This is a genomic window from Collimonas sp. NPDC087041, from assembly GCF_044745265.1.
Lineage (GTDB): Bacteria > Pseudomonadota > Gammaproteobacteria > Burkholderiales > Burkholderiaceae_D > Collimonas.
In genome coordinates, this window is the sequence record NZ_JBIUZX010000004.1 from 33028 (window position 1) to 53807 (window position 20780).

General features: G+C 57.1%; 22 protein-coding genes. 8 read left to right on the top strand and 14 right to left on the bottom strand.

Going from position 1 to position 20780, the window contains the following annotated elements; genetic code table 11:
* Nucleotides 1–4 precede the first annotated feature (4 nt).
* From cysD to cobA, 3 genes are read left to right on the top strand one after another with little or no spacing between them, the layout of a single operon-like run.
* Nucleotides 5–940, top strand: coding sequence for a sulfate adenylyltransferase subunit CysD (cysD, locus tag ACIPF8_RS08460; protein ID WP_400419560.1), 936 nt, complete (start codon nucleotides 5–7; stop codon nucleotides 938–940).
* Nucleotides 940–2274 (top strand): sulfate adenylyltransferase subunit 1, encoded by a 1335-nt coding sequence (locus ACIPF8_RS08465; RefSeq protein WP_400419563.1) that lies wholly within the window; start codon nucleotides 940–942, stop codon nucleotides 2272–2274. The genes cysD and ACIPF8_RS08465 overlap by 1 nt, the downstream gene beginning before the upstream one ends.
* A 25-nt stretch (nucleotides 2275–2299) precedes the next feature.
* Nucleotides 2300–3106: a uroporphyrinogen-III C-methyltransferase gene (gene cobA, locus ACIPF8_RS08470; RefSeq protein ID WP_400419565.1), complete on the top strand. Its 807-nt coding sequence runs from the start codon at nucleotides 2300–2302 to the stop codon at nucleotides 3104–3106.
* Between the two features lie 12 nt (nucleotides 3107–3118).
* Here cobA and ACIPF8_RS08475 read toward each other — a convergent pair whose 3' ends face one another.
* From ACIPF8_RS08475 to ACIPF8_RS08490, 4 genes are all read right to left on the bottom strand, one after another.
* On the bottom strand, nucleotides 3119–3292 hold the full coding sequence (locus ACIPF8_RS08475; protein WP_400419568.1) for a hypothetical protein: 174 nt from the start codon (nucleotides 3290–3292) through the stop codon (nucleotides 3119–3121).
* A gap of 146 nt (nucleotides 3293–3438) precedes the next feature.
* A complete protein-coding gene (locus ACIPF8_RS08480; protein ID WP_400419570.1) occupies nucleotides 3439–3648 on the bottom strand; it encodes a hypothetical protein in 210 nt (69 codons plus the stop codon).
* A gap of 308 nt (nucleotides 3649–3956) precedes the next feature.
* Nucleotides 3957–4355 (bottom strand): hypothetical protein, encoded by a 399-nt coding sequence (locus ACIPF8_RS08485; RefSeq protein WP_400419572.1) that lies wholly within the window; start codon nucleotides 4353–4355, stop codon nucleotides 3957–3959.
* 606 nt (nucleotides 4356–4961) lie between these two features.
* On the bottom strand, nucleotides 4962–5177 hold the full coding sequence (locus ACIPF8_RS08490) for a hypothetical protein (protein WP_400419575.1): 216 nt from the start codon (nucleotides 5175–5177) through the stop codon (nucleotides 4962–4964).
* 131 nt (nucleotides 5178–5308) lie between these two features.
* Here ACIPF8_RS08490 and ACIPF8_RS08495 point away from each other — a divergent pair, with 131 nt between their 5' ends.
* Nucleotides 5309–6226: a LysR substrate-binding domain-containing protein gene (locus ACIPF8_RS08495; RefSeq protein ID WP_400419577.1), complete on the top strand. Its 918-nt coding sequence runs from the start codon at nucleotides 5309–5311 to the stop codon at nucleotides 6224–6226.
* Here ACIPF8_RS08495 and ACIPF8_RS08500 read toward each other — a convergent pair.
* Genes ACIPF8_RS08500 through lptF form a run of 3 tightly spaced genes read right to left on the bottom strand, consistent with a single transcriptional unit; the run spans nucleotide 6201 to nucleotide 8901 of the window.
* Entirely contained in the window at nucleotides 6201–6608 is a 408-nt protein-coding gene (locus tag ACIPF8_RS08500; protein ID WP_400419579.1) for a sirohydrochlorin chelatase, read from the bottom strand. The two genes, ACIPF8_RS08495 and ACIPF8_RS08500, sit on opposite strands and share 26 nt — an antisense overlap.
* Before the next feature lie 23 nt (nucleotides 6609–6631).
* Nucleotides 6632–7765: an LPS export ABC transporter permease LptG gene (lptG, locus tag ACIPF8_RS08505; protein WP_400419582.1), complete on the bottom strand. Its 1134-nt coding sequence runs from the start codon at nucleotides 7763–7765 to the stop codon at nucleotides 6632–6634.
* Nucleotides 7762–8901, bottom strand: coding sequence for an LPS export ABC transporter permease LptF (lptF, locus tag ACIPF8_RS08510; RefSeq protein WP_400419584.1), 1140 nt, complete (start codon nucleotides 8899–8901; stop codon nucleotides 7762–7764). Before lptF ends, lptG begins: the two co-directional genes overlap by 4 nt.
* Before the next feature lie 37 nt (nucleotides 8902–8938).
* Between lptF and ACIPF8_RS08515 the strand changes: the two genes are divergently transcribed.
* Nucleotides 8939–10471: a leucyl aminopeptidase gene (locus tag ACIPF8_RS08515; RefSeq protein WP_400419587.1), complete on the top strand. Its 1533-nt coding sequence runs from the start codon at nucleotides 8939–8941 to the stop codon at nucleotides 10469–10471.
* Between the two features lie 96 nt (nucleotides 10472–10567).
* Here ACIPF8_RS08515 and xth read toward each other — a convergent pair whose 3' ends face one another.
* Entirely contained in the window at nucleotides 10568–11332 is a 765-nt protein-coding gene (gene xth / locus ACIPF8_RS08520; RefSeq protein WP_400420522.1) for an exodeoxyribonuclease III, read from the bottom strand.
* A gap of 197 nt (nucleotides 11333–11529) precedes the next feature.
* The gene (locus ACIPF8_RS08525; protein ID WP_400419590.1) at nucleotides 11530–12147 is read right to left on the bottom strand and encodes a LysE family translocator; all 618 of its coding nucleotides are present in this window, start codon (nucleotides 12145–12147) and stop codon (nucleotides 11530–11532) included.
* Between the two features lie 137 nt (nucleotides 12148–12284).
* Here ACIPF8_RS08525 and ACIPF8_RS08530 point away from each other — a divergent pair, with 137 nt between their 5' ends.
* The 3 genes from ACIPF8_RS08530 to ACIPF8_RS08540 all read left to right on the top strand — a co-directional run bounded on the left by ACIPF8_RS08530 (nucleotide 12285) and on the right by ACIPF8_RS08540 (nucleotide 14670).
* Nucleotides 12285–12734, top strand: coding sequence for an Lrp/AsnC family transcriptional regulator (locus ACIPF8_RS08530; RefSeq protein ID WP_400420524.1), 450 nt, complete (start codon nucleotides 12285–12287; stop codon nucleotides 12732–12734).
* Nucleotides 12735–12913: 179 nt separating this feature from the next.
* The gene (locus tag ACIPF8_RS08535) at nucleotides 12914–13366 is read left to right on the top strand and encodes a MarR family winged helix-turn-helix transcriptional regulator (protein WP_400419592.1); all 453 of its coding nucleotides are present in this window, start codon (nucleotides 12914–12916) and stop codon (nucleotides 13364–13366) included.
* Nucleotides 13363–14670, top strand: coding sequence for an MFS transporter (locus ACIPF8_RS08540; RefSeq protein ID WP_400419594.1), 1308 nt, complete (start codon nucleotides 13363–13365; stop codon nucleotides 14668–14670). The genes ACIPF8_RS08535 and ACIPF8_RS08540 overlap by 4 nt, the downstream gene beginning before the upstream one ends.
* A 35-nt stretch (nucleotides 14671–14705) precedes the next feature.
* Here ACIPF8_RS08540 and ACIPF8_RS08545 read toward each other — a convergent pair whose 3' ends face one another.
* The 5 genes from ACIPF8_RS08545 to ACIPF8_RS08565 form a co-directional block, all read right to left on the bottom strand.
* The gene (locus ACIPF8_RS08545; protein ID WP_400419597.1) at nucleotides 14706–15455 is read right to left on the bottom strand and encodes a molecular chaperone; all 750 of its coding nucleotides are present in this window, start codon (nucleotides 15453–15455) and stop codon (nucleotides 14706–14708) included.
* 20 nt (nucleotides 15456–15475) lie between these two features.
* Entirely contained in the window at nucleotides 15476–16474 is a 999-nt protein-coding gene (locus ACIPF8_RS08550) for a fimbrial protein (protein ID WP_400419600.1), read from the bottom strand.
* The gene (locus tag ACIPF8_RS08555) at nucleotides 16471–19209 is read right to left on the bottom strand and encodes a fimbria/pilus outer membrane usher protein (protein ID WP_400419602.1); all 2739 of its coding nucleotides are present in this window, start codon (nucleotides 19207–19209) and stop codon (nucleotides 16471–16473) included. The genes ACIPF8_RS08550 and ACIPF8_RS08555 overlap by 4 nt, the downstream gene beginning before the upstream one ends.
* A 120-nt stretch (nucleotides 19210–19329) precedes the next feature.
* Nucleotides 19330–20109: a molecular chaperone gene (locus ACIPF8_RS08560; protein WP_400419605.1), complete on the bottom strand. Its 780-nt coding sequence runs from the start codon at nucleotides 20107–20109 to the stop codon at nucleotides 19330–19332.
* Between the two features lie 61 nt (nucleotides 20110–20170).
* Complete coding sequence (locus ACIPF8_RS08565; protein WP_400419608.1) at nucleotides 20171–20728, bottom strand: fimbrial protein; 558 nt, start codon at nucleotides 20726–20728, stop codon at nucleotides 20171–20173.
* Nucleotides 20729–20780: the final 52 nt, after the last annotated feature.

The window sequence follows — 20780 nt, forward strand, 5'->3', positions numbered from 1 at the left end:
TGACATGAACACAGTTGTTGAAAAATTTTTCCTGGACAAGGCAGCCAACCGTCACCTCGATTGGCTGGAGTCGGAAGCGATCCACATCATGCGCGAAGTGGCTGCCGAGTGCAGCAACCCGGCGCTGCTGTTCTCGGGCGGTAAGGATTCGGTGGTGATGCTGCGGCTGGCGGAAAAAGCTTTCCGCCCGGGCAAATTTCCTTTCCCGCTGGTGCATATCGACACCGGCCACAATTTTGAAGAAGTCATCACCTTCCGCGACAAGCGCGCGGCCGAACTGGGCGAACGCCTGATCGTCGGCTCGGTCGAAGATTCGATCAAGCGCGGCACGGTACGCCTGCGCAATCCACAAACCGATTCGCGCAACGCCGCGCAAGCAGTCACCCTGTTGGAAACCATCGCCGAATACAAGTTCGACGCCTGCATCGGCGGCGCCCGCCGCGATGAAGAAAAGGCACGCGCCAAGGAACGGATTTTTTCGTTCCGCGACGAATTCGGTCAATGGAATCCGAAAGCGCAACGCCCGGAACTCTGGGACCTGTACAACACCCGCGTCCACCCCGGCGAAAACATGCGCGTGTTCCCGATCTCCAACTGGACCGAACTCGACGTCTGGCAATATATCGCCCGCGAAAAGCTGGAACTGCCACCAATCTATTTCGCCCATCAACGCCAGGTAATCCCGCGCAATGGCCTGCTGGTGCCGCTGACCGACCTGACCCCGGCACGCGAAGGCGAAACCGTGGAAACCCGCGAAGTGCGCTTCCGTACCGTCGGCGACATCTCCTGCACCTGCCCGGTAGCCTCCGATGCAGCGACGGTTGAAGCCATCATCGCCGAAACCGCGGTAACGCAAATCACCGAACGCGGTGCTACCCGGATGGATGACCAGACCTCGGAAGCGTCGATGGAAAAACGTAAAAAAGAAGGATATTTCTGATGAACGCCGTTGTGACAAAAGTTGCCGATACCGGCCCTGCAAACACCGCGCCCCTGGAGCGCGGCCTGCTGCGCTTCATCACCGCCGGTTCGGTAGACGACGGCAAGAGCACACTGATCGGCCGCCTGCTGTTCGACAGCAAGGGCATCTTTGCCGATCAGCTGGACGCCATCTCGCGCGCCAAGCACAAGCGCACAGTCGGCGACACCATCGACCTGTCGCTACTGACCGACGGCCTCGAAGCAGAACGCGAGCAAGGCATCACGATTGACGTCGCCTATCGCTATTTCGCCACGCCGAAACGCAAGTTCATCATCGCCGATACCCCGGGCCACGAGCAATACACCCGCAACATGGTGACCGGCGCGTCGACTGCCGACGCCGTCATCATCCTGATCGACGTCTCCAAGGTAAAGCTCGGCGACGACGGCAGCGTTGAACTGCTGACCCAGACCAAACGTCATTCGACGATTGCCCACCTGCTGCAGATCGAACACGTGATCGTGGCAGTCAACAAGATGGATCTGGTCAACTACGACCAGACCGTTTACAACCGCATCGTCGCTGCCTACCAGGAATTCGCCCAACAGCTCGGCCTGCGCGATGTGCGCCCGATTCCGCTGTCGGCACTGGCTGGCGACAACGTCGTGGTGGCCGGCGACAATATGCCCTGGAACCAGGGCCCGACCCTGATCGAACTGCTGGAATCGCTGAGCGTCTACGACGAATCGCATGACGAACCGTTCCGTTTCCCGGTCCAGCTGGTGGCCCGCCACAACGGCCACGAAGCCAACGATTTCCGCGGCTACATGGGCCGCATCGAAGCCGGCAAGGTCAGCAAGGGCGACAAGCTGGTGGTACAGCCTAGCGGCCAAAGCGCCACCGTCAAGGACATCCTGGTGCTGGAAGGTTCGCTGGAATCGGCCGTCGTCGGCCAGTCAGTGACCTTGCTGCTGGATGAATACTTGGACATTTCGCGCGGCGACATGCTGACTTCGGTCGATCGTGCGCCAAGCCTGCTGAAAACCGTAGCCGCGGATCTCTGCTGGCTGTCTGAAGACCCGCTCGACCTGCGCCGCAAATACTGGATGAAGCACAGCACCAAGCAAGTCGCTGCACGCATCACCAAGGTCGATACGCTGCTGGACATCAATACCCAGGAACGTCGTCCGGCCGAATCGCTGAAACTGAACGACATCGCGCGCGTCTCGTTGAATGTGCAGCAAGCGATTGCCGCCGATTCCTACGATGCGATCCGCGCCACCGGCGCCTTCATCCTGATCGATGAAGTGACGCACCAGACCGTCGCCGCCGGCATGATCCGGCTCGACTGACACCACACTGACGGAAGCGCACGCCATGCAAACCACTCGCCCAGCCAGCAGCACATCAAGCCCCCTCGGCAAGGTCTACCTGATCGGCGCCGGCCCCGGCGCTGCCGACCTGATCACGGTGCGCGGCGCCCGGCTCCTGGCGCAAGCCGACGTGGTGCTGCATGACGCGCTGGTAACCGAAGACATGCTGGCGCTGTGTCCACAAGCCGTGAAAATCGCGGTCGGCAAGCGCTGCGGCAAACTGTCCACCGCACAGCAGTTCATCAACAAGCAACTGGTCGACAGCGCCCACAAATATGCAGTAGTCGTGCGTTTGAAAGGCGGCGATCCCATGCTGTTTGGCCGCGCCGATGAAGAATTGCGGGCACTGGAACAACATGGCATCGAAGTTGAAGTGGTTCCCGGCATCAGCGCTGCGCTGGCGGCAGCGGCGGCTTCGCAGCAGCCGTTGACCAAACGCGGCGTGGCGCGCAGCGTCGCCTTCTTTACGTCGAGCACCGCGCCCGGCGAATCGGATCAAGTCAATATTCCCTCGTGCGACACGCTGGTGCAGTACATGGGTGGCCGTGAAGCAGCGGCAACGGCGCAGCGCTTGCTGGCGCAAGGCCGCGCTGCTTCAACGCCGGTAGTGGTGGTGGAAAACTGCAGCCGCGACAATCAGCGTATTTTGCGCTTGCAGCTAGATCAGCTGGAACAGGGTTTGCAGCAATGCGAAGGTCCGGTACTGGTGATGATCGGTGAAGCCTTGGCAACCCGCGCTACGCAAACGCTTGAGGAAGATCTAGAAAAAATGCAAGAAGCGCCGGCCGAAACGCGGCGCAGCGCAGCTTGACGAAGTAGCCGATCAACGCGCAGTGTGGGCGTTGGATTGCGACGCCAGCGCCTTTTGCAGGATCGGACCGGATTGCTCAATGCGTTCTTCCGGCGACAAGACATTGATCCAGCTGACCAGGCAGGCGGCAGTGACGATCAAGACCGCGAATACTGCTACTCTCTTATTGAAAAATTCCCATTTCATTGTTTACTCCTAACGTGCAGCATCGCATCTACACCACATGTGGCAAGCGATGCACTGTTGCACTCAAATAGCCAGCCATCCCGAGCCATCAAAATGGCATCGGGATAACCTCTTACTACGATTAATAATTTATTGAATATGTTGGCTCAGCGTCCGGAGACGCCGTGCGTCGCCAGTACGCCGTACATGCCAACCTGACGATCGGCCTGGCTGACGCCGCGCTTGACGGCTTTTGCGCCGGTGTTGGCGGACAGTACCGATGCCTGGCTGGAAGTCCAGCCGAAGGTCCAGTTGCTGCCGCTGTTGCCGCTGTTACGATTGTTGGATGTCATACCCAGCAGAGTCTTGATAGTCATCATTTCACCTTTTCATGCCTGGCTTTCCCGATGCTCTTTGACGGACGGGAAGCGGATTGATCATGCAAGGCGATTGCGCATCGTGCCTGCTGTGGCACAAGCGACGGCGACATGAAAATGTATGTCGGTTGTCGATTGCGAGCTGTTCAGCTCAGCCAATCGACACGGGAAAGTGGGAGTGGCTATGCTGATGCAGGCAAGTGCAGGTACGAAGCCGCCTTGCGATTTTTTATTGCTGATGTTTTTATCCGGTTACCCGGACAACTGGAACAGTCCATTTCAATAGCTCCTGATTCAAAATTTCCGGATTACGCCGGCAATGCTGCGCCCCTGGAGGGTGGCACATAGGCCGGTTGTGCGGCACGCGGCGAACGCTGAGGAATGCTTTCCCAACGCACGCTGCGCACACTGACTTCCTGCGCCAGGCGCGTCACCAGTTGTACCAGTCCGGCCCGTTCACGCACCGAGCACATCACTTCAACCGTGATGGCGGTGAGATGGGACTGCACCGCAGGCTCATTCGCCTGGTGAGTGACGTCATAGGACGCCAGCAGCCGACGCATCAATTCTTCCAGGTTTGCCACTTCCGAGTTGCGGCAAGTTGTGACGATGCGATAAGGCAGCCGTGAAGCCGCTTCATGCTGATCGCCGACGGCAAAGGTGGAACGACGCTTGCTGAAAAAAGCATGCAGTTTGTTGAATGGCATGATGTACTCCTTCCCGCTGACGTTGCGCGCGGCGGCCGGACGAATTGCTGCAGCCTGTGCCCACTTTCCGCGCATGCCAGACATCAGGCGTACACGTAGCCGAGCAGGTGCAATTCCTGTCCATCCGGCGTTGAACATCACGATGCCATGGCGCATACAACCGCCACGGGCAAGCCCGACAAGGTTCAAGACGAACTGGAACTGGAATAACACGGCTGAACGCAAACCGCCAAAATGGCAGCACGAACAACGGTATTACATTAAACGGATGGGAGTATCGGTGCGGATTGAAACGATGTTGCTACCGCGATACTACAGCTCGCATATACACAAGCTGTAGCGGAGGGAGGTCTGCTATAGACTATGCGTAATGTGCTGGGCTGAGGACCCATCCACGTCTACTACTAGAACAACTGTCCAAGATATGGACCTCCATGTGATGCAATGCCGGGGAGTATATTTCCGACTGTCCAATCTGTCAAGTAAAAAGACTTTACTTTCGACAAAAAATATGTATCGCCGCGCAACACCCCACGCGTGCTCCTCCCCGTTCTCGCAAATAAAAATACCGTTCAATCTTCACTGAACGGCATCGTATCAATGAGATCAATATGCGCCGACCTTCATCACCCGCAACGTGTGCAGCACCGATCCATGCCGGCACTCCAACACCTTCAGGCGCCGCTCCAGATCCTGGTGATCTGCGGCCGCTGCAAGATAGTTCTGCTCCGCATCCGCTGCACCAGCAATAGCCCGGCGCCGCCACGTGCGAGCCAGGAAGGAAAATAATTTAATATTAGAAAAATTATCGGTAACTGGCATTCGAAGCTCCCGTCGATGACTGCATGAAATATACTTCGGCAATCATTTTTCATTGCCGGTGCATGTAGAATAAGCCGGCCCCGGCTTTCCCAAAAGCCGTATTTTCCATTGGAAATATAAGTTTTTTTAATATGAAGACACGCCTGCCGCCCCTCAAGCCATTGCGCGTATTTGAAGCCGTGGTCCGCACCGGCAGCCTGACACTGGCTGCCGCCGAGCTGCACCTGACGCACAGCGCCGTGAGCCAGCAAATCAAATTGCTGGAGCAGCATTTCGACCAGACCTTGTTCATTCGAGGACAACGCGGGGTCGAGCCGACCGAGGCGGCAAGGGTTTTCTTTGCCGACGTCAAAGCCGGGCTGGATCGCATCGCGCTGGCGTCCGAACAACTGCTCAATACCGGCAAGCTGCGCATCATCCGGGTCAGCTGTACGCCGTCGATGGCGATGCGCTGGCTGATTCCGCGGCTGTCGTCATTCCAGATCGAGAATCCGCGCGTCGAGATTCGGGTCACCACCTCGACTGTCGCGGTGGATGCCATCAAGGAACCGTTCGACGTGCTGATACGGCGCAGCCCGATGCATAGGGCCGAGTACGAATGCATCCGCTTCCTGGACGATGTGCTGACGCCGGTGGCATCGCCACGCTATCTGCAGCAGCACAAGTTCGCCGTCCCGGCCGACTTGCTGCAGGCTTCCCTGCTGCATCTGTCGAGCCGTTCGGAAACATGGACCCGCTGGTTTGGTGAGGTAGGGGTGCCGATCAAAGGTCAATTGCCTGGGCAGATCTACGAACATTTCTTCTTGAACCTGCAGGCGGCGCTGACCGACCTTGGCGTGGCGATGGGATCGTTGGCCCTGATCGAAGACGATCTGGCCCATGGCAGCCTGTTGCCGCTATTTCCAGATCTGCGTTTGCAGGACAAGGGATTTCACTTGCTGTTCCGGCCCAGTCATCAAGACCCGGTACTAACCAACTTCATCGCGTGGCTGCAACTGAAGGGCAAGCAAACTTCCGCCAGTATCAGGAAGTCCCCAGAGGTAAGGTAGAAACGCAGTATTGGGCGATAGCGTTGAGCACATCAGGCTGCTCGCCAACCGCTTGCGCCACGTTGATCGTCATATGCGGATATTGCTGCCGGGCCTGCGCAATCAATGCCGGCAGGTCGCGCCGGACATGGCCGCCCTGCCCAAGGAATATCGGCACCACGCTGACCTCGACGATGCCGTCCGCGGCCAATTGCTGCAGCAAGTGCGGCAGATCCGGCTGCATCAACTCCAGGAAAGCCAGTTTCACTTGCAGGGCCGGCAATTGATGCTGGATCATTTTCTGCAAGGATTCAAACGGCGCCGCCCAGGCTGGATCGCGGGCGCCGTGGCCAAACAGCACCAGCGCTTGCGACACCGTGTTCGATGAGAGTGGTTGCGACATATCAGTCCGATCCTATCGCGGCGCTACTGCCGCTCGATCTTCCACAACGCCGCCATGGCGACCAGCAGGAACAAGCTGCTCGGCAATGCCGCGGTGATGAAAGGCGGCCAGGTATTGAGTAGCCCGAGGTGCGAAAACAGCGTGTTGACCAGCTGGAAGCTGACGCCAATCATGATGCCGGTGAAAATCTTCAAGCTGACGCCGCCGGCACGGAAATGCAGGTAGGCGAACGGTAAGGCCAGCGCCATCATCACGAATACCGACAACGGATACACCAGCTTCTTCCAGAACGCGATGTCGTAGCGCTCGCTGTGCTGGTTGTTCTCCGCCAAATGCCTGGAGTAAGACCACAAATTGTAAGCCGACATGTGATCCGGATCGGCAAACAGTACCGAGAGGATTTCCGGCGTGATTTCGGAAACCAGATCCTTGCTCGGGAAGTTCTTGGTGGCGATCGAACTGGTGATGTCGTCGGTCGAGGTGCCGTTGACGAAATCGGTCTGTACCACGTCTACCATGCGCCAGACATGGTTGCCCTGATAGTTGGCGCTCTTCGCACGGAGCTGCGCCGTCATGTGCAGGTTACGGTCAAACTCATACAGCTTGACGCCCTCCAGCTCGCCGTCCGGGCGGATTTCATCGATATTGATGAAACGCGAGCCGATGATATCGCCGCTCGTGCCATCGGTCCGGATCACATCCTTGCTCCACAGCCCGGTCTTGAATTTCTGCGAAATCGATGAGCCCTTGGATTGCAGTTTCAGCTGTTCCGCCCATTCCGCACTCTTGGGCGAAACGAATTCGCCGATCAGCACCGTCGCCACGACAAACAACAGGCCGATCTTGAACAGCGCCTTGGCTGCCATCATGGTCGACATGCTGGAGACCCGCATGATGGTGAATTCGGAACGCGCAGCAAACTGGGAAAGCGTATAGATGGTGCCGATCAGCGCCGCAATCGGCATCAATTCATAGGCATAGCTCGGCAGCCCCAGCAGCACGACCAGGAAGGCGTGCTGCAGCTTGTAGCCGCCGCGCCCCACGGACGGCAATTCGTTCATCAGGTCGAAGAACGCGAACAACGCCAGGAATGCCGCCAGCGTGAACAAGACAGAACGGACAATCTCGGCCCGGAAATAACGTTGCAGGACCTTCATGTTGCCGCCGATTGTTTGGTTTTGGTCAGGCGTGCATGCTTGATGGCAGACCAAATGACCAAGGGGTGGCAGCGGCTATTGACCTTCAGCCGCCACAGGAACAGCAGGGTAATGATGATCAGCACCGCGAGATGCATCGGCCACCAGGCAAGTCCGAACGACAGGCGTTTCTGCACCACCGCCGCCTGGAAAATATTGGCGACGTTGCTGTAGGTAACAAACAGCAGCAGCGCGATCAACAGGCTGGCAGAACGGCCGACGCGCGGATTGACGAAGCTCAGCGGAATCGCCAGCAGCATCAGGCACAGCGCCATGAACGGCAGCGACAGGCGCCACAGCAGCTCACCCATGTTGAAATTGTTCGGATCCTTCAGCAGATCGGCGGTCGGCAATGCGCGCGCAGACTTGTCGCCATTGACCGCTTGCGAGCCGCTGGCCACCAGCACGCCGTAGCGCTCGAATTCCATGACCCGGAACTCATTCTGGGCCTCAAGCGCGTCGTAACGGCGCCCCTTTTGCAGGATCAGGAATTTATCGCCGTTCTTGTCCAGCTCGACCATGCCTTCCTTGGCCACCACGATGCTGTTCTTGCCATCCTGCTGGGTATTGACGAAGACGTTCTTGACCTTGGTATTGTCGCCGGACATTCCCTCGACAAAGAAAATCCGATTGGCCGCCGCCGATTCCTGGAATTTGCCGGGCGAAACCTTGGAGATATCCTCGCGTTTTTCAAAACGCTCGCGGTATTGGGCACTCTGATTGTTGGCCCATGGCGTCGCCACAAAACTCAGGATTGCGGTCAGCACGATGATCGGCAAGCCGAACATCAGCACCGGCTTGACCCACTTGACCAGACTCTGGCCGGAGGCGAACCAGACCACCATTTCGGAATCCTGATAGCTGCGCGTGACCACCAGCAGCACCGAGATGTAGCCGGTCAGGATCAGCAGGATCGGCAGATAGTTCAAGGATTGGAAACCGATCAGCGCAACCACGTCTTGCGACGCAATTTGTCCTCCGGCTGCCTGTCCCAGAATCTTGATCAGCATCACCGTGATGATAATTGTGAAGAGCGTCGTGAAAACGGCACCAGCGGTGCTAATTAATTCGCGTCGGAGTGCGCGCTGAAAGATCATTGGGGAATATAATTGCGGATCAAAAAAGGAGTAAGTGATGGACTTTAGCATAAAAACCAACGACGCAAAAACCTCAATTGCCTCTCTGAAAGCCGGCTGTATCGCAGTCGGGATCTATGAAAACAAGAAACTCTCGCCACAAGCGCAAGCTCTTGACAAATCTGGTGAAATCACTGCTGCATTAAAGTCCGGAGACATTTCCGGTAAACCAGGCTCGACCCTGTTGCTGCGCAAAATCGCCGGCGTAGCCGCCGAGCGCGTATTGCTGATCGGCCTCGGCCAGGATGGCGAACTGAGCGACAAGGTCATGTCGATGGCAGCCCTGTGCGTGGCGCGCGCGCTGTCAACCTTGGGCGGCAGCGATGCTGTGCTGGCATTGCCGTTCGACGGCATCGCCAAGCAAACCCCGGAACGCGACCTGGCCTGGGCGATTCGCAACAGCATCCTGGTGTTGCGTGATAACAGCTATCGCTCGGATACCCTGAAAAGTAAAAAAGAGACAACATCGAGCGGCATCAAGAAAGTTGCTTTCCTGGTCGCCGCCGCCAAGGCCGTTGCTGCCAAGGAAGCTGTGGCGCAAGGCTTGGCGCTGGCCAACGGTATCGATTTGACCAAAGAATTGGGCAACCTGCCTGGCAACGTCTGCACCCCAACCTACCTGGCCAACACCGCCAAGAAACTGGCCAAGGAATTCAAGTTGTCGGTGGAAGTCCTGGACCGCAAGCAGCTCGAAGCGCTGAAAATGGGCAGCTTCCTGTCAGTTGCACGCGGCGGCGGCGAAGCGCCGAAATTCATCATCATCAAGCACCTGGGTGGCAAAGCCAAGGATGCGCCGACCGTATTGGTTGGCAAGGGCATCACTTTCGACACCGGCGGCATCTCCCTCAAGGGCGGTTCCGGCATGGATGAAATGAAGTACGACATGTGCGGCGCCGGCTCGGTGCTGGGCACCATCCGCGCCATCGCTGAACTGAAACTGAAGCTGAACGTGATCGGCGTCATTCCGGCGACTGAAAACATGCCATCCGGCACGGCGACAAAACCAGGCGACATCGTCACCTCGATGTCCGGCCAGACCATCGAAGTCCTGAACACCGATGCTGAAGGCCGCCTGGTGCTGTGCGATGCGTTGACTTACGTCGAACGCTTCAAGCCGGCTGCCGTGGTCGACATCGCCACCCTGACCGGCGCTTGCGTAACCTCGCTCGGCCATCACAATTCCGGCCTGTTCACTCGCCACGACAGTGCGCATGATGAACTCGCCAACGAATTGCTGAGCGCCGGCAAGGCAACCGGCGACACCGCCTGGCGCATGCCGATCGAAGACAGCTACCAGGAACAGCTGAAGTCGAATTTTGCCGACATGGCAAACATCGGCGGCCCGGCCGGCGGCAGCATTACCGCGGCTTGCTTCCTGGAACGCTATACCAAGAAGTACACTTGGGCCCATCTGGATATCGCTGGCACTGCCTGGAAAAGCGGCGCAGCCAAAGGCGCTACCGGACGTCCGGTGGCTTTGCTGACCACTTTCCTGATCAACCGCGCTGAACGCGCTGCTGCGGGCAAGTAAGCAATCCACGCAACACAAAAAACGGGCGGTTGGCATGCATGTGCCAACCGCCCGTTTTACGTAGGGTGGACACATTTTTGTGTCCACGAGCAGTGATTACTCCAGCGTGGCAACCACCGGTGCATGATCGGACGGCTGCTCCCATTTACGCGGCACCTTGTCGATCACGCAAGCGGTACACTGCGCCGCCAATGGTGGCGACAGCAAAATATGGTCAATCCGCATGCCGCGATTCAGACGGAAACCCATCTGCCGGTAATCCCACCAGCTGAACAGCTTCTCCGGCTGCTCGAACATCCGGAACGCATCAACCAACTCCAGCCCCAACAAGCGCACGAAGGCGGCACGCTCAGGCGGCGACACCAGATTCTGCCCCACCCATGCAGCCGGATCGTGGACGTCACGATCTTCCGGCGCGATGTTGTAATCACCCATCAAGGCCAGTTTCGCATGCTGCTGGCGCTCGCTCTGCAACCAGTCGTGCAAGGCATCCAGCCACTTCAACTTGTACTCGTACTTCTCCGTATCCGGCGCCTGTCCGTTCGGAATGTATGCGCAGACGATCCGTATACCTTCGATGGTGCCGGCAATGATGCGCTGCTGCGGGTCTTCGTAGAGCGGGTTGTTTTTGACCACATCGGTGATCGGATGGCGTGACAGGATGGCAACCCCGTTATAGGTTTTTTGGCCGCTGAACACCACGTGATAGCCGGCAGCTTCGATTTCCGCGACCGGGAATTTGTCGTCGGTCAGCTTGGTTTCCTGCAGGGCGAGTACGTCAACCGGGTTGTCGGCCAACCATTGCAGCACTTGCGGCAGGCGCACCTTGAGTGAGTTAACGTTCCATGTTGCCAATTTCAGCATAATTTCAAATCCTTGTTTGATGCGGGTTGCTCATGGCGCCTGGCACTTGCTTGCACCTGCTCCGCCATTCGGCGCCCCCGTTTTAACCCAAAGGGTTTCAGAGGTGAGGATGTTACCTCACTCGCCGCGTCGCCGGGACACACATCGGTCTTTGCATTATTTTTTATACCATTTTTCGCCCGATTCGCACCCATTCAGCGCCACAGGCCAAACAGCTGCCACAGCGCAAACCCGATCAGGAACAAGCCGGCCAACTGATTAATCCTGCGCATCGTGCCTTGGTCGATCTTGTGCCGCACGACCGCAATCCCGAGTGCCAACGTCAGCCACCAGAGCGCCGATCCGCAACCGATGCCGAGCACCATGATACCCGCATCGCCACCGCCGACAGCGGCGCTGCCGCTAATCGACGCAAACACCGCGACGAAGGACAGAATGGTCATCGGGTTGGTCAGCGTCAGTGCGAATACCGAAGCAAATGCCCGGTGCGGGCGCATCGTATCTACTGCCACTGCAGCTTCACCCGCCGGACGGGCGAACAACATCCGGATACCCATCCAACTCAAGAAAAAGGCGCCGCAAAGCGCCAGCGGTGTCGCCAATGCGACAAAAAAATGCGTCACCGCGGCCAGTCCAAATGCGCCGATAGCGCCATACACGGCATCCGCCGACGCCGCCCCGAGTCCGCTGACAAACCCAATACGCGGGCCATGCATCAATGTGCGCTGGATGCATAGCAAACCGACCGGCCCCACCGGCGCCGCGATTGACAGGCCGATCAGGAGTGCCTTCAGGAACAATATCTTTTCCACGCTGAATCCCTTGTATGTCTGTTCATGTCGACATCGATTATCTCAAGATGAGGGCGCTTCAAACATGGAGAAAATCAGGCGAAACTGCTAAATTGCAGTAACTATTTCTGAAAATATGGATTTCACCGGTGAATACCATGGATATCGATGCCAAAGGACGGAAAATTCTAGCGGCGATCCAGCGCGACGGCCGCATTTCGCTGAAAGCGCTGGCCGACGAATGCGGGCTTTCACTGCCGGCCACCTCGGAGCGCCTGAAACGTCTCGAAGAATCCGGCGTTGTCACCGGCTATCGCGCCGTGGTGGACGCCGCAGCAGTCGGCCGCGGTGTCATGGCGGTGATTGGGATCACTGCTGCGCAGGCCTATAAAACGCGCCTGATCAAATTATTGCAGTCGATGCCGGAAGTGCTGGAATGCCTGCACGTCACCGGCGCCGACTCATACCTGCTGCGCGTGGCGACGCAAGACATCAGCCACCTGGAGCGCTTCGTCGGCAGCATCAACCATTACGGCGAAACCCGGACTTCAATCATCATGTCGATGCCGATTCCGCTGCGCCCGATTGCACTTCCCGACGCCGACTGACCGTCAGCGCCCTGCTTGACCCAATCTGCCTGACCTAATCTGCCTGTCACCAATCTGCAACAGCATTTCCCTGAGAGCGACATCCAGGGAATGAATTTGCAATTCGCCGGTTGACAGAAGTTTCGCAGCATCTATATTATGCATATACATAGATGCATATGCATAAAAAAGGAAAGCGCATGATGGAAAGCCAATGCAGCTGCTCGACCCTGCGCCAGCTGACCCGCAAGATGACCAATATCTACGACCATCACCTGGCCGCGGATGGACTCACCATCAGCCAGTATTCGCTGTTGGCGCGGATCGGCAAGTATGGGCCGATCGGCGTGATTCCGCTGGCGAACGCCATGGGCATGGATCGCAGCACGATGAGTCGCACCCTCAAACCCCTGATCGGCGCCGGATGGATCGAGAGCATCGACCTGCCGCTGGAAATGCTGACCGACAAGCGTTCGTTCGGCGTCATCCTGAGCAGCGAAGGACAGCGAAAATGGAAAAAATCCATGCCCAACTGGCGCAAGGCGCAAGATGAAATCAACGCGATACTGGGCGATCGCACGCATCAGGAATTGAACCGCCTGGTCGACGACGCCAACGCCAAATTTGAACAATCCGAAAACACCATCTCATGAACAAGACCGTACAAGCCATCATGTCGCGCACACGCTTCAGCTACGTGTGGATTATCGTCGGCATCACTTTCCTGGTGCTGCTGTCAGCCGCCGGCATTCGCGCCACGCCATCGGTGATGATCCTGCCGCTGGAGCATGAATTCGGCTGGAGCGTCACCACCATCTCGTTCGTGATATCGGTCAACATCGCATTGTATGGTTTGATCGGGCCGTTCTCGGCGGCCGCCATGCAACGTTACGGCATCCGTCCGATCGTGCTTGGCGCGCTGGTGCTGTTAGCCGTCGGCACCTTCCTCAGCACCTTCATGACAATGCCATGGCACATGGTGCTGGCCTGGGGCATCCTGGTCGGCGCCGGCAGCGGCGTCGCCGCCAATACGCTGGCGGCAACCATCGTCAGCCGCTGGTTCGAAACCCGGCGCGGCCTGGCGATGGGCTTGCTGACCGCCAGCTCGGCCACCGGCCAGATGGTGTTCCTGCCGCTGATGGCCTACATGGTCGAGCATTACGGCTGGCGCTCGGTGGCGATACTGGTTTCCAGCGTAGCCGCGCTGGCGATCCCGCTGGTAGCGATCTTCCTGCCCGAGCGGCCCCAGGATATCGGCATGAAACGCTACGGCCAGTTCGACGAGCTGCCGCCGGACGCCACCAATAAATCGAAGAATCCGCTCAGCATCGCCTTCGAAGCGTTGGGCAAGGCGGTAAAAATCCGCGATTTCTGGCTACTGTTTTTCAGCTTCTTCATCTGCGGCATGAGCACCAACGGCTACATCGGCTCCCACTTCATCGCGATGTGCGGCGACTACGGCATTTCAGCCGTCGGCGGCGCCAGCATCCTTGCCACCATGGGCCTGCTCGATCTGTTCGGCACCACCATGTCGGGCTGGTTGTCGGATCGTTTCAATGCCCGCGTACTGCTGTTCTGGTATTACGGCCTGCGCGGCGTCGCGCTGATTTTCCTGCCGCATGCGTTCGGCCTGAGCTACTTCGGCCTGCCGATCTTCGCCCTGTTCTACGGCCTCGACTGGATCGCCACGGTGCCGCCTACAGTGCGCCTCGCCAATGATGTATTCGGCCGCCTGGCTGCACCGATCGTATTCGGTTGGATCGTCGCCGGCCACCAGCTCGGCGCCGCCAGCGCCACCATGCTGGCCGGCACGCTGCGCAACAGTCTGGGCAGCTATACCCTGTCGTCAATGCTGATGGGCGCGGCCTGCATGATTGCAGCGGTGATGGTGTTGCGCATCAAGGGGCATCATGCTGGTGGCGACTTGATACCCGTCAGTCCGGCATTGAACCGCTGAACGACGCTTGGCCGACCCGCAGTTTCCGGACGGCCTCACAAGACTGCCGTGTGAACTTGAATATTGCCGTTGTCGTCGATAATCTGAAATCGCAGTTCTGCCTTGCCATGCTGCTGCGATGGCAATCCCTTCAGCATGATCCTTCCGGTATCGCCGGGAGCAACCATGGACAGGCTTTCGGTGTTGATTTCCTGGCCATCGACCCCGACAGCAATGCCGGCGAACGAAACATGGTAAGCACTGGGGTTATGCACTTCCAGCGCATGTCCGGTTTCGTTCGCCATCAACTTCCACTGTAATTTTTCCGCCGCATCCGCAGCGTAGCCGGCCAGGTTTGTGGGCCGGAAAAATAATTTGATTCGCGTCCGGAGCGCGAACCGCAACGCATTTTTTGATGCTGCGTCTTCAGACTTTGGCGGCATGGCTCGCACGTTAATCCAGTATAGCGACTCCTTATCGCCAGACACCACGTTGCCCTCGTCCGGCGCGTAAGCGATGCGCAATATCTGGCTTTTTCCCGCATCGAGACGAAATATCGGCGGCGTGAGCGCAAACGGCACATCCATCGATTCAGGCGCCGTATCAGCATCGCCATCGTCGATCCAGGCCTGCACCAAACGCGCTTCGCTTGCTTCGTTATTGCTCAGCCTGAGCGTGATTTCACGACTCTGCGCGGGATAAATTGCACGCGTCGCGCCGATGATAATCTCGGCATGCGCGGGCCCTGCGAGCAAGGCGATGAGGCAAAAAGCAAGCGCATACAAGGAAAGGGAATGGATTTTCATTATGTCGATTTGCAAGGCAATCAGTTATACGACATGTTAATTTCCGCCACGCCATTCGCAACTCCGGGAACGACGTCAGGCAAGGTTTTCGTATAGCGCGCACGCATTGGGTAACTGCCCCCATTCGGAGCGGGCTCCCAATCCAATGCATTCATGCTGTTGGGCGCTGCAGGACGGCCATCCCGGGCCTGCAGTTCAATCCCGACGCCTCTGGCGCCGCCAGGAGTCAGGGCAAACAGATTGGGATTATCGGCGTTCGCCGTGCCGGCAAAACGCATATGCACTTTGACGACACCTGATTTGCAACCTTGCGATGTGATATTGAAATCTTTCCAAGGTGTGAAGCTGCCGACAGGACCGAAAACGCTCGCGCTATGTTCCTGCAAATCCACCGGGGGAACCGAGATGGAACATGTCGTACGAGGAGCATTAATGGAAAATGAATTAAATGTGATGACATGCAAAATGCCGAAAGCGGGCAAAACAGCCTGAAGCTGCCCCGAAATATTGACAGTACCTGCGCCGGTATCGCCAATTTTGACCAATTCAAAAGTTACCCCACCCCATGAACCACCACAATATCCTCCGGCACGGTTTTGATCCGCATAATAACAAGGCGGAGCTCTATTGATAGCGCGGGGAAGTGTCCCTGTATATTCTCCGCCGATACCTCCTGGCGTCACAATGCGTATTGCCAACCCCGAGATGCCGGTGGCATACAGCACTTCGCCCTCATACACAACCTGGCTTAAATTCTGTTCACTCCATACTGTTTTCATGGTGATGGGCGACACCGGACTGGTGCAGTAAATGAACTCCCCGCGACTTGCCAGTGCAGTTGCCGAAACACTGACTAAAACAGATCCTTCCGGAGTATACGGGTCGACTGTCATATCAGGAAATCGCACCACCTCGCTCGGTGGCGGTCCGCCGTTCTTGTACGTGCACTGCTGAGCCTTGAGCGGCAAGACAAGTCCAGTGGAGGCAAAAAATATTATCGTTAACAATAGCTTATTCATATTAATGGTTCAGTTGTTGGTGACTGCGCAGTACCGCCCGCATTTGCGTTCGTTCCAGCTCCGGCAGTGCGCACGCCTTCTTTAGTCAAGCAGAGTCCCTCCACCAAATCAGCTGCGCTTTGGCGCGTCCCTTTCGCCAGGGACGGCAACTGGTAACTGACGCGGCACTGGCTATCGGCTGTCTCACCCCACTTGACCGTGAATGTGCCACCATCGGCCGCGCCGCGCACAAAAGCCTTGCTGGCCTGCCCTACCACGCCGACCACGTCTCCGGCATCATTGAATACCTGTGCCGCGAACGGCATTGCTGCGCCATTTTCCCTCCTGGCTTTGATGATCACGGCGCGACCGCTGACAGTGGCGTACTTGAGCAACGAAACAGCTCCCAAACTGGGAGCCACAGTACGCGATGCTTCCTTCAACTCCACATCTTCGGCCATGCCTTTCGGGTCGATGCTGACAACATTGCGTTGAAACGGCGTGATCTGCGGCAAGACGGCATAACCGCTGCTGTCGATGCGTACGCCGGCGGCGTTGCTGAGTAGGGCGCCCTCTGCATTCGGTACGTAAACCAGAGCAATGGTGTCCCCCAGGGTTTGCGCAAAAGAGAGACCGCCCCCGTGCAGAATAGCGCCGCCATTAGCGCTAAACGACAGTTGGCCGCCACCGCTTGATTGACTCGCCCCGGCACGTAGATTGACTGCATTGCCGCGGTAGCCGACACTCGCATTGAAATTATCACTGCCGCCGTTGGCGTTGTTGTAACGACTGGCGGAAACGCCATAGCTGACATTGCGCTGCTCCCCCAGATTGCCGTTGATCCCGGCCTGCAGATTGCTACCGCGGCTGCTACCTGTATTGCGCGATAGATAGCTGTTCATGCTGGGAGCGTACGCATTTCTGCCCAATGGAATCGACAAGCTGAGCGTGATGCGATTGTCGATACGGCCTGCGTTAAAGGTGGGACCAAAGAATACGCTATCGCCCCGACGCTGTCGTTCAGCAGTCTGCGACGCAGCCTGGATGCGTGAGCGTTGTAGCGACAGGTTCCAGTTGAAACGCTGACCGTTCTGCCCGTATCCAGCGGTCAGCAAAGTTTGACGTCCCTGGCTATTGCCCCAGTAGTCGATCGAACTACCGGACAACATGATTGCGCCGTTACCAAATTTCTGGCTCAGGGAGATATCCAGGCGATTTTTCTGATGCGAGTAACGCGTGAGATCATAACCATGGCCAAAAAGATCGCGGACATTGATAGCATCTGACAAATTCAGATACCCGCTCGTCGAGAAGCGATACGCGCCCAGTGAAAAATTCGTTCCTGACTCCGGCATGTTCTTATTGTATGCAACGCCGTAGCTTTGTCCGTTCAAACTGGTGCCGCCCGCCATCTTGGTGCGTGCGGTGGTGGCGTCCAGCGAGACAGCGCCGATCCGCGTGGCGAATGCCGTGCCAAGCTTTGCCTGCGCATACCCTTGCGACATGGTCGCACCACCGTAGATACTCACGGCATTACTGACGCCATGCTGGATTGCCGCCTGCATTACAAAGGGTGTGTTATCCCGAACCCTGTATTGCTGCAACTGACCAGCGGCGATGCTGTACCTGGTGGTATCGGCGCGCAACAGTTGCGGTAACGCGGCGTAAGGAACCACGAAGGCATTCCTGCGGCCATCGGACTCAGTCACTGTGACCGTCAAATCACCGCCGTAGCCGGTGGGATAAAGATCATCGATGACGAACGGTCCCGGCGCCACGGTGGTTTCGTAAATGCTGTAACCGTTCTGGCTAATTCTGACGTGTGCATTACTTTCGGCAATGCCGCGCACGACGGGTGCATAACCTCTTTGCGATTGCGGCAGCATGCGCTCATCGGACACCAGGCTGACGCCACGCAGGCGCACGCTATCCATGATCTGGCCGCTGGTGAAATTATCGCCAATGATCAGTTGCGATTTCAATTCGGCAATGCTGCGCTGTAAATATGTTGCTGTGTTTTGATAAGGCGAGCGGCCTCTAGCGGAATTCCAGGCTTGTGCGCCTTGAAGGCGCAACCGCCATTCGCCGACATTGATCCCCCCATTCAATCCCAGATACGCTTGCGTACCGCCATTGTTACCAGTCGCCCTGATGCCGCTGAAATTGTAGCCGAGCAAAGCGGCGTTGATGCCATCGTCCCATTGTGAAGACGGAACATAACCTCGTGCCGAGATATTCATGTATATCTGCGGCACACTGATCGACAATCTTTGTTCGCTCGAATTGAACGACAGCACAGCGCCAGGAATCCAATTGCCCAGGTCTCCGCACAAAGCTCCATCCGGCAGCTCACGGGGAACGGCCACCTCACCGAGGCTAGCCACCCCGCGTGCAACCTTGTCCGGATCAACACCAAACTGCACCAGCTTGGCACGATCAAGACATGCCACAGCGCTTTCTTCGCCAGCCAATACGCTGAACGTGATGTCTTGCCTTCCTAAAGAACTTTGGTTGATCGTCACATCAACACGAGAAGTACCGGCCAATAGAATATTTCCCTTGTCAAAGCGCGACAGATCAACCTGCGAACTTGAGCTAGAGGTGAAGACCCCTGAATCGAACGACATCATTGCATGCGGCGCTGCTGACGCCGGCAGTAGCGTGCTAAAAAACACCCCCGCTATCAGGATGGGCGGACGCAAGGCTGCGCAACTGGCATGGAGCTCATTCAAGTTGTCGGAGGCTTGCATACCCATCAATTCGCTTCAAAAAAATGCAATAAAACAGGTTCTTTCGCACACGGACGCAGCAATTCATTCCCCGGCCTCGCGACCGAAGGCGGGAACCCGGACTGCAATGGCGAAAGGGTGTTGGAATTACAGTAGGAGTGGGGCTCGAATGGGGGCGGAGAACGCGCCAAAATCACTGACGACCGAGAATTCAACCTGAGCTCTGTCGGAAGCGACCCCAACCGCTTCCCTGAGTAGAAACTGCTGAGTTCCGCCAGGGGCAACCATCTCGTACTGATCGCTCTGGATCGTTCGGGCACCGTCCTCGTCCCCGGTGAGCAAAGCCACGCTCTGGAACGAAACGTAATAGGGGGAAGGATTACGCACTTCCAGCAGCCGCCCCTGACTGGCCTTGACCAAAGACCAGATCAACTGTGCAGGCGCATCTTCCGACCTCCCGGCCAGTCCCTCCGGTCGAAAAAACAGTTTCGACCGGATTCGAAAGGCAAAGCGCAGCCGGTTGGTATCCTCGCCACTATGTACGTCGGGCGGCATTTCCAGCACGTTCAACCAGAACAGCGACTCCCTATCGGTCGGCAAAGGCTCTTTGGCGTAAACCACGCGTAGTGACTGGGTTTGATCCGGCTCCATACGAAACACAGGAGGAGTGATTGTAAATGGCACATCGCTCTGCTCCGCTGTCGTATTGCCATCACCATCTGCAAGCCACACTTTCACCAGGCGCGGCAGATTTTTATCAGCATTGGTCAGCTTGATGGTTATTTCCCGACTCTGCGCAGGATAGATCTGACGCGTACCATCGATGACCACTCCTGCATGCGCCGGCATCCGTGTCAGCAACCCAACGAAGCAAATGTAAAACGCAAACAGAGACCGCGCTGCAATCTTTTCCCGTAAATAGTGCATCTTTAGCTCAACCTCATTTAACGCAAAGAGCCGCCCCAAAAGTCGGCAGCAATCACGAACATCAATTCATCACGACGGAATACAAAACAGATGTGATTACCGACCCACCTGTAACGGGGCCGCCGGTAGCGATATATTGTGCTGTAAAGTCCAGCCTGGCCTTATTGCCCACGACGACAACTTCGCGTGAAACAGGATTATTAAACAGATGCATTTGAGAATAACCGCCGTTGAGATCGAAAATCTGCACCTCAACATTTGTCGCCGTCCCGGTATTTTTCAGATTGCCGGTCACCGGATTGATCAATGGGCTAAGTGGATCGAAGCTGATTTGGGTACGTGTGCCGTCGGGGCAGCCTGAGTCGCCAGTCGCACCAATGTCTATGTGAAAGCCAGTACTACCGTCGGTTCTACCAGGAGTCGCCAACGAATCGGCCGAGATACTTGGCAGTTCCTTGTCTATGTCGTGGCTTCCCGATCCTGGAGCGCTGCCGTTAATTTGGCATGTCTTGGAGCTAATTGAGCCAGTGAATGTGATCGTGCCGTCTGCAGCAAGAACTGCGTTGGAGGTGAAACCTGCGGCGAATAACAGGGCGATGATAAGCGCTTTCTTTTTCATGAGATTTTCTTCCAGATATATTGATAATGACAGCATCTCCTGCCTCAAGCAG